The organism is Pectobacterium aquaticum (assembly GCF_003382565.3).
Classification (GTDB): domain Bacteria; phylum Pseudomonadota; class Gammaproteobacteria; order Enterobacterales; family Enterobacteriaceae; genus Pectobacterium; species Pectobacterium aquaticum.
Map to the genome: position 1 here is coordinate 612681 of NZ_CP086253.1, position 12699 is coordinate 625379.

Below are 12699 nucleotides of genomic sequence, written 5' to 3' on the forward strand. Positions count from 1 at the left end.
AAGCCCTTCCAAGCCTCTCCCCTATAACGGCACAATACGCCGCACGTGCTGGTGTGATCATCATCCTTGGTGAACCTGAGCGGCCTGCTGCGGTTCTGGCAGGAGTTTCGGGCTAATAAAGCCGCCGAAGCACTGAAATCGATGGTGCGGACAAGGCCTGCCGAATCAGCCCCCCCGATGAAACCTTTTCGCCATACATTCAGGATTGCTGTCTTTCTTACCCTGATTTCACTGATTAACATCACAATACTGTTCACCGTAATCTAAACTGTAAAAATACCGATACAGCAGCAAAAAAATACCACCTTAGATGTAGTATAAGTTAACGATCTTGTTGTAAAAAAAGAGAAAAAAAAGATATAAACAATTAAATAATAAGCAATATATTATTATTGACAGGGTGGTAAACAAAATAGACATGGTTTTTTTTAAGTGAAGCATGGCGTCAGCGCTAAACCATTCTCTTATTAGGCCGAAACTAGAATAAACCCTTGTCTATTTTTGCAAACTGCACATGTCAGGAACGAACTACTTGCAGACTATGGAGCACACCTATGAAATCACTTCATCACATCTCGATCCGTAGTAAGTTCATTCTTGCCCTTCTCCCGCCCATCCTCGCCCTCCTCTGGTTCAGTTTTTCCGGCGTAATGGAACGCCGCAACATAGAAAATGAAATGATCCGTATGGAGAAACTCATCACACTGGCGCGCGATGCAGGCGAGTACGTTCACCAATTACAGCGTGAGCGCGGCTTGAGCGCAGGCTATTTTGGCAGTAAGGGGAAAAATTTTGGCCCAGAGCTTACCACGCAGCGGCAAGCCACCGATCGGGCACAGCAGGTGCTTGAGCAAACCGCCGCAAACCTGAGCCGCGCGGAGCTTGGGGATGCCGTCAGCGAAGAACTCGATCGCGTCACCCAAAAAATACATCAGCTTGGGGAACATCGCCGCAGTGTCGATAGCATATCGATACCCGTCGCCCAAGCCATTGGCTACTATTCCGACGCGGTCAGCAATCTTCTAAGTATCGTTGGGGATATGACCCATATGGTTAGCGACGGCAGTATTGCCCAGCGGTTGGCAGCCTATTACAACCTGCTGAACGTCAAAGAGCAGGCCGGGCTTGAACGCGCGGTGCTTTCCAACACGTTCTCTGCCAATAGCTTTGCTCCCAGCATGTTTGAACGTCTGAACCAAATGGTTGGCAAAGGAGAGGCCTACACCACGGCCTATAACATGTTCGCCAATCCCGAGTTGCGCAGGGCTTTTGAACAGGCTCTCAACAATCCTTCTGCACAAAGCGCACTTCAGATGCGCAACAAGGCCATCACCTCTCCTGGCGGTAATTTTGATATCGATGCTACTCAGTGGTTTAACCAACAAACGGCAAAAATCGATGAGTTGAAAAAGGTTGAACAGCTTGCCACCAACGACCTGACGACACAGGTGAATACCTTAGCCGCCAAGGCCCGCCAGTCGTGGATTAGCTATCTGGTCGGTGTGCTGGTTTCTCTACTCATGGCGCTCGGCCTTGCTTTCATGATCATACGCAGTATCAACGAGCAGCTTCAACAAACGCTGACGACCATTCGCGAGATGGGTGGGGATCTTACTCGTCGCCTGCGCGTGCCGGGAACCGATGAACTGTCACAACTGAATCAGGCGTATAACGCCTCACTGGAAAACATCGCCAATATGGTGGTGAGTATTAAACGCAGCTCACAGACGATCGGACAAGCCAGCAGCGAGATCGCCAATGGCAATCAGGATCTGGCGCAGCGTACCGAAGAGCAATCCGCTTCGCTGGTACAAACCGCCAGCAGCATGGAAGAGATTACCGCCACGGTAAAACAAACCGCCGACTTTGCCGGACAAGCACGCCAGTTGACGACAGAGGTGGACGATCAGGCCCACCGCGTCGGAACCATTACCGAATCCGCCAGCGGCGCGATGGAAAAAATTCAGGATGCTAGCCAACGCGTGAATGCAGTGGTTTCCGCCATTGATGCCATTGCCTTTCAGACCAACCTACTGGCGCTGAATGCGGCAGTTGAAGCCGCACGAGCGGGGCAACATGGCCGCGGGTTCTCTGTCGTCGCCGCAGAGGTTCGTCAGCTATCGCAGCGCAGTGCAGACGAAGCGGGCAAAATCCGCGCGCTCATCGCCGACAGTATTGCCAGCGTCAGTGAAGGGACGAAGCTGGTGAACCAATCGAATCGAGGGATTAACGATATTGTCACTGGCACCCGTAAAGTGCGCGATTTGGTAAATGAAATCGCGGTCGCCACCGATGAGCAATCGCTGGGCATTGCGCAAATTAACGAAGCACTCAGCCAGTTAGAGATGGTCACGCAGCAGAATGCGACGCTGGTTTCTCAGGCTTCCGTTGCCAGCCAGTTACTGGATGAACAGGCGATTGAAATGGAATCGCTGGTCAGCCGCTTCAAGGTTGAGGACAGCGCACCGCAGCAGACTTTGCGACAAGCGCTGTTAGCGAGGTAGAGCATAGACCGACAGTAGATACTTTCAGTTCTCTTAGCCGGGCGGTACAGCTCGGCTCCACCTCATTATTTAGACGATACATCCCGTATATCCCCGGGGCAAGGTCATGAACGTTTTTTGCCCAATTCGACGTCAACATTGACCTGACGAGTCGACTGTGATCTTATGCTCCTCTTTTGAGGAGTAGCCATGAAAGATGCTATTCGAGCCACTGGGGCATCGAGTCCATGCATTGGATTTTAGATGTCAGTATGCGAGAGGATGCTTGCCAGATTTACCGAGAAAACGCTGCTACCTGGCAGGGTTAAGGCGCATGGCGCTTAACATGCTCAGAGCCGAACCAACCAAGGTTAGCGTGCCGATGAAACAGAAACGCTGCATGATGAAACCTGTTTTCTTGGTGCAAGTTCTTATGGCTGGATTAACGTCAGTGGTTAAATGTTAACCACAAATGCGGACGCCCTGATAGTGGACAAAGACTTGCCCCCCCACTTAAAGCCACGCTTTGAGCGATTCTTCAACGACCCTTGCAGGCAAAAACTCCTGTTCCAGACGACCACACGGCGAACTGGTTAAATAGCGATAAAAATCGGCTTCTTCGTTAATCAAGCCATCAGGTATTGCTTCCTGTGCTTTTATTGGTTCAGGAACAGCACTATGAATAGCATACCTATCAAACAGTTCGCGGTTCATGAGTATGGCATCAATAGTTGGCCGACAACACCTAGCCCTCGCTAGCATTAGTAGCCCCCAGCTATCCATATCCCCCCAATAGGCAACGTGTTTTTCGTCCAAAACAGAGCTGGATAACCATTGCACATCAAGTCCGCACCCAAGGATAGCGATAGTGTCAGATAGCACGGGGAGTTGATGAAGACATTGCTCATTCTCAATGACCAGCACACGTGACGCAGTCAATATCGTTTCCGCCAGTTCAGCCGTCGTCACCCGGCATTTTTTAAAAGGAAGCAAGCCGGGCGATAGCGGCACGACCAGAACCCAATGGCTAGACTCATCGAAAGCACCAAGAAAAGTCGTTAATCCTTGCTCGCTGGCCTCTCCTGAAAAACGCACGTCCAGCAGTCGGGTTAATAACGAAATATTATTCTCGATAAATTTGGTATCCACACCTTGCCCGGAAAGTAGCCTTAACGGCAGCCCTTTTGCACAGCCAGGTGTTAATTGGCAGGCAAGCCTGGCTGCGCTGATAATGTCCTGTGGATCTTTGTGCCGCCAGAGAGAACGATGACCGACCAACAGCGGATGAAAAATGGGATCGACATGCTCAATAATGCCCTCCAGCAAGCGGAATTCCCGACTCACTACCGGATCCGACGCGGCCTTGATCCACTCAGAAGGGCTATTCAAGATCCAGCGTAACGGCATTGATACTGGCGTGTCGCTCGCCCGATAGCTGACATCTTCCCAATCCACATGCCCAACCTCGACTTGCCGCCATAACTGCACGTGCTGCAAAATGCACTGGGTTTGCTCTGCGAATAGCCTAGCGGAAGGTTTTCCAATGGGCAGACAGAGCGGCCAGTTACTGGGTGGCAGTAAGCGTTCAGTCCGGAGTTTTGCATTGTCCCACTGTCGGGAAAGCTTTTTACGCAGCTCATCAGGAGAATACATCCTACACGTTCTCCCTTCGCTGGTAGTGTTGTTCAAGCTCTTCCCAACTTAGCGAGGCCATATTCGAATCTTGACCCCGCCGATGGACGACAATCGCCGAACGGGTGTGGTCACGCAACAGACGCATTTCTTTATTAGGTGTGATAAATACCGCATGCAGGCCAAATTCCTTAAGCGCAGCAATGATCCTGCCTGCCACAGCATGGGAACTACGGGAGAAGGCTTCATCAAGGATAATGGTGCCGAAAAGCGGATAACGACTCCCCGTAGGGCAAAGCGCGTAGCTAAGTGAAGCGGTCAACACGTAAGAAGCAATAATCTCTTTTTCTCCGCCGCTACCGCCCTGTGAGCCAGTACGTGACTCAATCACGCTTCTGCTCTGACGATCCATCACCGATACAGCGAATTCTAGACGAAAACGCGGATCCAGCAACGCTTTCGCCCCGAGTGTACGATGTCGTTCACAGGCATCCCGTAGTTGCGCCACCAACACCTGTAAGGCCTTATAATGACTCTCGCCGTTATCATCAACAAACCGGGCGGTATTCAGTTGACGCTGTACTTTCTCAAGCGTGCGCAGGCTTTCATGGACAACTTTTTTCGTATCCAGACGCAGGTAGCGGCCCGGTTGAAAGTCCACCCTGAACATGGTTTCATTGAGTTCGTTGAGGCGTTCTTCAATCACCAGCACCTCATGATCGATGTGGCTGAGCAGTTGCGTTACGCCGTCGTCAGATGAACGATTCAGATAGTCAAGGAAACGGCTGAGCTTTTCTGGTAGTGCTTCTTCGGTCAGTTCCTGCAAACGCTGTAAATAAACAGGAACATCGTCCAAATCAGCCCCTGCCTCAGCGAGTGCCCCTGTATCCACACGTTTGGCTTCAGACATACGTTTGGTCAACTCAATGTTCAATCGGTGCAGTTCACGTTTAACACTCTCAATTTCTTGCTGAATTGCCCGCTCATGTTGACGTTCCAGATCTTGAATGTTAGGCAGTTGATCCAGAGTCACCGCAGGAAAATGTGACGCGCACAACTCTCGCTCTTCATCCTGCATACCTTGTTGCGCAGTTTGGTGGGCCTTGCGTTCTGCGGCACGGGCTGAGATGAGTTCCGTATCCAGCCCGTTAGTTACTTTATTGGCGGCTCTGAGCTGCTTATCAATTTCAGATTCAACCGTTTGAGCCTCATCAAGTTTTGCTTTTGCCACGCTGGCGTCGGAATCCGGATGGTTCAGATTCTCCAGCCGCTCCTTGAGCGCTTCCAGTTGGCTCTTTGCGGCGTGAACATCGATGTTATCGAAATCAATCTGTTGTATTTTCTGGAATGAAATTGCCTGAGTTTGCAAAAGTCCGACCTCGCCTTTTGCAAACTCAAATGCCTCGCTTGCGGTTTTAACCTGCTCCTGGAGCGCGGCAATTTCTTTGGCAAGGAAGTTCAGACGATCGCGGTTATCGAATCCCGTTAACCAGTCTTCATCAAGACGTTTCTGATCCTGCTTGTCATAAAAACGCTGTTTACCGGACATTAACCCCTGAACCGTCATAGCATGAGGCGTGTCACGTAACTGTTCAGGGCTATCAATACAATGCCTGTCGCTTTCTGCCAGCAATGCTTTAACAGCCTCTCGCCACGGATGCTCTTTCCACAACAGCTTGCGGGTAAAGCCATCATCGAAAAACCGGGCGGGAGAGTGAGGTAATTTGACCTCCAGTAGCCGCACATGCAGACGATTGTTGCGCTGATTGACCCAGCGCAGCGCTTCCTGTGCCGATTCTGGCGAAACAAGAATACGCAATCTGTTACTCCCAACCGCGCGCTCAATCGCACCGCGCCATTGCGCCTCTTCCGGTTTAACCTAGATCAGTTCAGCGATATAAGGCAGTTCAGACTCATCAACGTTCAACGCTTTTGCCAGATCGCTGCGAAACGTCTGATAATTTGCAGGGAGGTTAGAGCCCGGACGACGCGCGATCTCAGCGCGTTCAGTTTCTCGTTCGCGAAGTTCTACGGTAATGTTATGGCTGAGCGCGCTTTTTTTATACAGTTCTTCTTCTTTCAGCTTTATATCACCGGCAAGCTGCTCAAGCCGTCGTTCGACTTCATGCTGATTCGCCTCCAGTTGAAGCTGACTCAGGTCAGACGGCAAGCCAAGATTGCGGGTCAACTGTTGATACTGGTGCGCCTGAGTCTCTAGACTGCCAAGCCTTTTTTGCCAGTCCTTGATGCGATCATTAAGATCATCAATGTTTGCGCCACCAGCCTGGTAATAACGCTGCATACAATCAGCAACCACCTTTTTTTGCAGCTCAAGCTGTGACTGTAACCGTGCTTCGCTGGCTTCTGCCTCGCCAAGTTCGGCGTCAAGACGATTAATCTTTTCCCGCCAGAGCTGACTTGCCTGTTGTGCAAACCAGATGGGTAACAACGATTCCAGTACCTTCCTGTCAGCAAGTTGTCGCTCCTGCTTCTGGTACTTATCCCAACTCAGGGCAACAGGTTGCAAGGACTGCTGCTGTTTGCGCGCCGTTTCCAGCTCCTGATGAATTTCAGTCAGACCATCAAAACTATTGGCCACTTCCGTTGCGCGATCGAAGGCAGAATGATCGTCCAATACCAGCTCACGGAAAATTTCATCAATACTGTTGAGTTGTTTTAACCCTGCCGCCCGATTTAACAGCGTAAATGCGTTCTCCCCCACTTCAAAGAAATCCCGCAGGCGCGCCAGATACTGTTTTTTATTTGGGTATATCCAAATTCCGGTCGCCTCTTTTTCCATTTGCCTCAGCAATCGTGTACCGCCGTCATGGTAAACGTTCAGCCAGTGCTCAAGCGTCTGCCCAGGATTATCGCTGAACAGCCAAAGCCTTTTCATATCCGTCACGCTGGAACTGGTGGAATCAAACCACAGCAACGCCCCCAGGCGCACCTGTTGCCCTTCACGTTCCAGCGTAGCGGCAACGCCGGTCACGGTTTTACCCGGTCTGGCAATATGCGATTGCCCCTCACCGCCATCACCGGGACCGGATACACCGCGCACGTAGGAGATAAGATCCCTGTCGCTTTCATGCCCACCGGTTGAAGCTAGATTGTAACGAGGATTGGCACAAAGCAGAGTCATTAAAGCATCGACCAGCGTGGTTTTTCCGCTCCCAGTTGGGCCAATAACGGCAGTTCCTTCCTGGTGGATTGTGGCTTGATGCAATCCATGAAAACCGCCCCAGTTGAACAACTCGATGTGGGTAAGAATGAAAGATTCCTTCCCCGCCAGACGAGACACCTGATTCATACATCCTCCTCACTGCTATCCTTTTCTGACGCGTTATCCGGGGAGGTTTGCTGGGCAATCTGTTCCCGCAGCCATGCCAGTAATGCCTGAAGATTAATCGGATCGGCAAGATGGGCAATGATCGGACGAATCACGATGCGCTCATGCGCATCCGGCGATGTGACCAGCCCATGCCCTTTTAATTGATCCAGCAAGGTAAGCAGTCGGGTGCGTTCTTTTGATTCACTCCCCGGATCGCCAAGGTAAATTTGGAGCTGGGGGAGGAGCTCGTCGATAGCTATCTGCGCCTGGCCTGCACCGGTTCCACTTTCTTGCTCCCAGGCAACAAAATGCTGGCGCAGTATGGCAACTAATAATGATTGTTCCAGGTTAAGCCGTTGCCGCCTCACCAGAGGGTGTGACCATTCATCCTGCTCTGGCGTTTCATCAGGCCTGACTTTGACATACAGCAGACCACGGATCTCATCAATGCCGATATCCAGATCGAGAGGTTCCAGAATGCGGGTAACCTCTTCCGGATGAGTAAGTAAGACTCGGTACAGATTGGGTTTACCGGCCTCTTCCAACAAACCGTATTTGAGCAATTCCTGAGTCGCTTCGCGTATTTTTTTCAGTGTTCGCATTTCGCTACTGGTTGCCGTTTCCTCAACCGACGAATCAGCAACCTCTTCGTCCAATGGTTCCGGTTCGCCGCCTGCATTTGCGGTAACGCTCCGGTTAATCAGTTTGTCAAAAAAGCCCGCCATACCTACTACTCCCAATCAATATCCATTAACGCCTGACTTTCCAGACCGGTAGTGGGCAGATTAAATCGCCAGCGACGCCCCTCCCCATCACTAAGCTCAGCAAATTCGCGCTGTGAATCAATAACCTCAATACCCGCTTCTCTCGCCATACCAATCCAGACGGTGAACGTTTCGAGATCGTGAACCGGGGGCAACAACGCCGCCAGTTCAGCCAGACCAACGGGACGATTTTCTTTTGCCAGAAGCAACAATGTCTGCTGAATCAACGCATCACGATCGAGGCCATTAAAAGCATCCCAGAAATCATCACCAATCTGTGTTAAATCAGCGGCATGGTTACTGAGATCCAATGTCTGTTCTGCTTCGTCATCCACTTCTTTAAAACGTAAGCGTTCAATAGCGGGGATACCCGTTACCGCCACACCAACGGCAGGAACCCTCAGTGTCAGCATAGTTGTCACCCTCTATGAAAAAGAAACCGAGGGTGATGGAATGACAAATGAAACGTGTTTACCCTGAACGAAAAGCCAGCATACTGGCAAAACTGCTACCCCCCTACAATATGACCGTTGCTGCTGTTGCACAGATGGAAGGAATATCCGAAGCTACCCTTTATAACTGGCGTAATCAGGCCAAATCAGAGGGAAAACCCGTGCCCGGTGCAGAGAAAACAACAGACCAGTGGTCACCAGAAGCGCGCTTTGCCGTGATAGTCGAAACGGCCACGCTCAGTGAGGCCGAAGTAGCAGAATATTGCCGTAAAAAAGGACTTTATCCGGAGCAACTTGTTCAGTGGAAACAGGGGTTTATGCAAACTGAAAATCCCGGTGATAAAGCAGCCTTAAAGCAAAGTCAGAAAGAAAACAAACAGCTAAAGAAAGAGCTTCTCCGTAAAGAAAAAGCCCTTGCGGAGGCGGCTGCCATACTGGTACTGCGAAAAAAGCTCACGGACTACTACGGGGAAACCGACGAGGACGACTGACGCCGGAAGATGAACGGAAACAGTTCATCATCTGGATCAATGAAGCGGTAGCATCGGGCGCACGGCTGATGATTGCCTGTCGTGAAGTCAATCTGAGTCTGCGGACCTTGCGTCGCTGGCAGCGTTCTTCCCGTGACCGGCGACCCGATGCGATAAGGCCGGTACCGCTTAACCAACTGAGTGCTGAGGAAGAAAGCAGGATAAGGGATGTCTGCCATGAACCGGAATATGCCAGCCTTCCACCGTCCCAAATTGTGCCACGGTTGGCTGATAAAGGTCTTTATCTTGCCAGTGAGTCAACGTTTTATCGGATACTACGGCGGTCAGGTGAAGTGCATCGCAGGGGGCGTCAGATACGGCAACAAAAGGTATCAGTTCCGACAACATTCACGGCAACCGGGCCTTGCCAGGTGTGGTCCTGGGACATCACCTGGTTACCTTCGGTAGTGCGCGGTCGCTGGTTTTATCTGTATATGATAATCGACCTGTACAGCCGGAAAATCACGGGTTACGAAGTGCATGAAACGGAAAGTGGCGAACAGGCAGCAGCGTTAATGCAACGCAGTGTGATGCGTGAGGGATGCTGGCGTCAGCCACTGGTACTGCACGCAGATAATGGGGCAGCGATGAAATCACAGACCCTGCAGATGAAACTGCATGAGCTAAATATCACGCCGTCTCATAGCAGACCCCGTGTCAGTAATGATAACGCATATTCAGAGTCGTTGTTCAGGACACTGAAATATGTTCCACAGTGGCCGTCGTCGGGGTTCAGAACGCTGATTGAAGCTCGTCAGTGGGTGGATAAATTTACCCGCTGGTACAACGAAGAGCATCGTCACAGCGGGATACGATATGTGACGCCGGGACAGCGTCACCGTGGCGAAGATAATGTCCTGCTGAAGCAGCGTGATGACCTGTACCGGACGGCACAGAAAGCGCACCCGGAGCGCTGGTCAGGCAAAACGAGAAACTGGCAGTCGGAAGGTCCGGTAACACTGAATCCGGAGCGGGAAACACAGGCCGCTTAACTTAACCAGGGGTGACAACTACCTTGACACTTACCGGGAAGAGGAACCTCTTGTTTTCGAATCATCTGGCGCTGCCAGTCGAGCTTTAACGCCTGATTCAGAAATTCATTAAGCAGATGACCAACACGGTGATGTTCAACTGCAAGACCCGTTTTCATAAAACCGCGGACATCGCGCTCGCTACGGGCACGTGCCTGAAGTACGGTTTGCGATTCATTGACCAGGCGTTTAACCAGCCAGCGCAAATCGTAACGCTGTAGACGGTTGAGTGCATCGGAAGCAGAAGGATGGCTAAGGATTACGCGCAGTCGCTCGCTCATTGCCGTCAACTCAGCTGACTGGCGTAGCTGTTGCTGAAAACTGTCGAAGACTCTTCCTTCCGGCGTATTAAGCAGCGCGTCTTGATCGTTCAGTAGGCGATCGACTATATCGCCGCGATGATATTGCTCACCAATAATGGATTGCCGAAGCGCACGGTCTGCCTCGCGCCAGGAGTCTTCAACGCGGCGAAAGTCAGCTCTCAGGCTGGAAGCTAAATTGAAGACCTCACGAATATGTTCAACCGCCTGATGCGTTTCCAGCTCTTCAATATGCCCGGCTTCTGCCTCCTGTAATTCACGTTCCAGTTCGGCAATACGACGACGTAAGGTTGAAACCCGGCTTGCCTGATTAGGATTAAGCTGGGTTTCCAGGTTTTCAATTTCTCGCTGTACAATGGATAAACGGGAAGCCGTAGAGGTCATGAAACGATTATCCAGAGACTCAACAAACGTAATGGCGACCTCAAGCGCATCGGTGGCGAAGATACGTCCATCCCGTTCGACAATTAAACGGCGTTTAATCCATTCCCGCAGTTCACGGCTGGCCTGAAGAGACGGATTTTCCTGATTAATTTCATACTGTTCCTGACTCACATGCTCGACAAGAATGCCGGTAAGAGACTGAATAGCTTCCTCAAGGGGGATACCATCATGTGATTTTTCAAACAGCGTTTTCAGGCAACTCAATACCAGCGGGGAACGGCGGGTAGCAAGAAGTATCCAGGCTGGATGCTGGTTTTTTGCTGAAATATAATTTTCCGTACGCTGCCTTGTGTTTTCTTCCATGTCAAAAAACCTTCAAAGCGAAAGTGTGCAGTGTGAGTTGAGATCCATAGACTAAGATAATTCTTCGTTGTGTTTTTTCTCCATAACTTCACCTATTTTTTTTGATTTTCATCGCAAATTTTTCTTCAGTTACTTTCTTCAAGATCGATGAAAAAATACTGGAATCTGTATGCTATGAGTTCAATTTTGAATGTGAAGGTAATGTCTACAATGAGTAGAACATCTATTTTTCGATGAAGGCTCCAATGACGTTTTCGTGGAGCGCTATTGAACGAGAGAAGCAAATCGTTTTGCGAGCCAGCCTCTTGATTCGGGTACGGAGAGTCAGGTTGTTACGCTCAATGCGCTGCGTAAAGATTTTACCCGTCAGATGCTTATCTTTCGGTGCTTCTCTGGCATAGCGGCCCACTCATCGCTGGTTATCATGCCAATGCTGAACGACGTAAGGAGTGCCAATGAGTATCCTTGCCGTATCCCAGACGCCCGCTCCGTTGAAGGCCATTTCGGTAATTTGCGCTTTGACACCGGGGACAATGAACAGTGACGCTGGCCATAAGAAAACCTCAAAAGCGAGCGGTATACCTCAATTCAACTAATTGGAGTCATTGCCGTATGTTTTATGGTCAAGGACGTAAAAACGCCCTGAGAGGACATCAAGGCGTTATGGAATTAATTTCAATTTTTACTGCTAATTTATTTCAAAGCTAATTTATAGTGCGACACTTAAATAATAAGCATCGCACTATTTCACATTATCTAAAATAAAATCACAGCCTATCGTGAAGCACTCAAAGGAATCTCTGGATCCGGTTCGTGAGTCATTCGGTTACGTAAATCACGACGAATAATCTCAATAGACCAGAACCAAATGAGATGGCCCACGATTTCTGATACATGCTCATACCAAGGGAGAACAAACAGAGATGGCGTAAGCCCCATCAATGGGAAGGAAATCATATGAACAAACAGTTGAGCCAGCGCACCAGCAAACAGACCTTGCCATAATTTTATTTTAGGAAATACTTCCGCAACAACGCAATAACCTAAAGCAAAAACAATAGAGAAAATAATATGCGTCACACCAACCCAGTTAAATACGTGGCCGGCAAAGGTATAAACCGCCGAATTAGGGTCAACAACCCCAAGCCAATCGCGTAAAAAGATGTAGGGAGGGTTAAGAAAATTACGAGAGCAATCAATGTGCTCGGCAGCTCTAATCAGTGATTCAGGTGCGCAAGCACTGGTGAACATATCAGTGGGGCTACGTGGAGGAAGCGGATTTTCTGCCCCCCACTTTACGAAAGATGAAACAATGCCTGCAATCAAACCAATAAAAGCAGCTAATCCATAGCGTCTCCGAGATGGAGGTGTTTGTTCAAAAAAGTTCATTTTTTTACCAATCTAACCAT

General features: G+C 50.0%; 9 protein-coding genes and 2 pseudogenes. 3 read left to right on the top strand and 8 right to left on the bottom strand.

The window, feature by feature from the left end; genetic code table 11:
• Window positions 1–554 precede the first annotated feature (554 nt).
• The gene (locus DMB82_RS02865; protein WP_116164009.1) at window positions 555–2504 is read left to right on the top strand and encodes a methyl-accepting chemotaxis protein; all 1950 of its coding nucleotides are present in this window, start codon (window positions 555–557) and stop codon (window positions 2502–2504) included.
• Between the two features lie 209 nt (window positions 2505–2713).
• A pseudogene (locus DMB82_RS02870) lies at window positions 2714–2949 on the top strand (transposase); the annotation flags it as partial.
• 47 nt (window positions 2950–2996) lie between these two features.
• On the opposite strand, the gene DMB82_RS02875 reads toward DMB82_RS02870, so the two are convergent.
• The 5 genes from DMB82_RS02875 to DMB82_RS02895 form a co-directional block, all read right to left on the bottom strand.
• Entirely contained in the window at window positions 2997–4136 is a 1140-nt protein-coding gene (locus tag DMB82_RS02875) for a DUF3322 domain-containing protein (RefSeq protein WP_102117227.1), read from the bottom strand.
• Between the two features lies 1 nt (window position 4137).
• Complete coding sequence (locus tag DMB82_RS02880; protein WP_208644338.1) at window positions 4138–5484, bottom strand: SbcC/MukB-like Walker B domain-containing protein; 1347 nt, start codon at window positions 5482–5484, stop codon at window positions 4138–4140.
• A 510-nt stretch (window positions 5485–5994) separates the two neighbouring features.
• Complete coding sequence (locus DMB82_RS02885) at window positions 5995–7425, bottom strand: ATP-binding protein (RefSeq protein WP_208644336.1); 1431 nt, start codon at window positions 7423–7425, stop codon at window positions 5995–5997.
• Complete coding sequence (locus DMB82_RS02890) at window positions 7422–8171, bottom strand: DUF4194 domain-containing protein (protein ID WP_189338658.1); 750 nt, start codon at window positions 8169–8171, stop codon at window positions 7422–7424. The genes DMB82_RS02885 and DMB82_RS02890 overlap by 4 nt, the downstream gene beginning before the upstream one ends.
• A 5-nt stretch (window positions 8172–8176) precedes the next feature.
• Window positions 8177–8623 (bottom strand): DUF3375 family protein, encoded by a 447-nt coding sequence (locus DMB82_RS02895; RefSeq protein WP_228400039.1) that lies wholly within the window; start codon window positions 8621–8623, stop codon window positions 8177–8179.
• 47 nt (window positions 8624–8670) lie between these two features.
• Here DMB82_RS02895 and DMB82_RS02900 point away from each other — a divergent pair.
• A protein-coding gene (locus DMB82_RS02900; protein WP_116156697.1) for an IS3 family transposase occupies window positions 8671–10184 on the top strand; the annotation gives its coding sequence in 2 pieces (ribosomal slippage) (window positions 8671–9124 and window positions 9124–10184; 1515 coding nt in all).
• Here DMB82_RS02900 and DMB82_RS02905 read toward each other — a convergent pair.
• The 3 genes and pseudogenes from DMB82_RS02905 to DMB82_RS02915 form a co-directional block, all read right to left on the bottom strand.
• Window positions 10181–11290, bottom strand: a complete 1110-nt coding sequence (locus tag DMB82_RS02905) for a DUF3375 domain-containing protein (RefSeq protein ID WP_228400040.1) — start codon at window positions 11288–11290, stop codon at window positions 10181–10183. The two genes, DMB82_RS02900 and DMB82_RS02905, sit on opposite strands and share 4 nt — an antisense overlap.
• 223 nt (window positions 11291–11513) lie before the next feature.
• Window positions 11514–11746: pseudogene (locus DMB82_RS02910) on the bottom strand (IS1 family transposase); the annotation flags it as partial.
• 318 nt (window positions 11747–12064) lie between these two features.
• Complete coding sequence (locus DMB82_RS02915) at window positions 12065–12679, bottom strand: YagU family protein (RefSeq protein ID WP_102117231.1); 615 nt, start codon at window positions 12677–12679, stop codon at window positions 12065–12067.
• Between the last annotated feature and the right edge of the window lie 20 nt (window positions 12680–12699).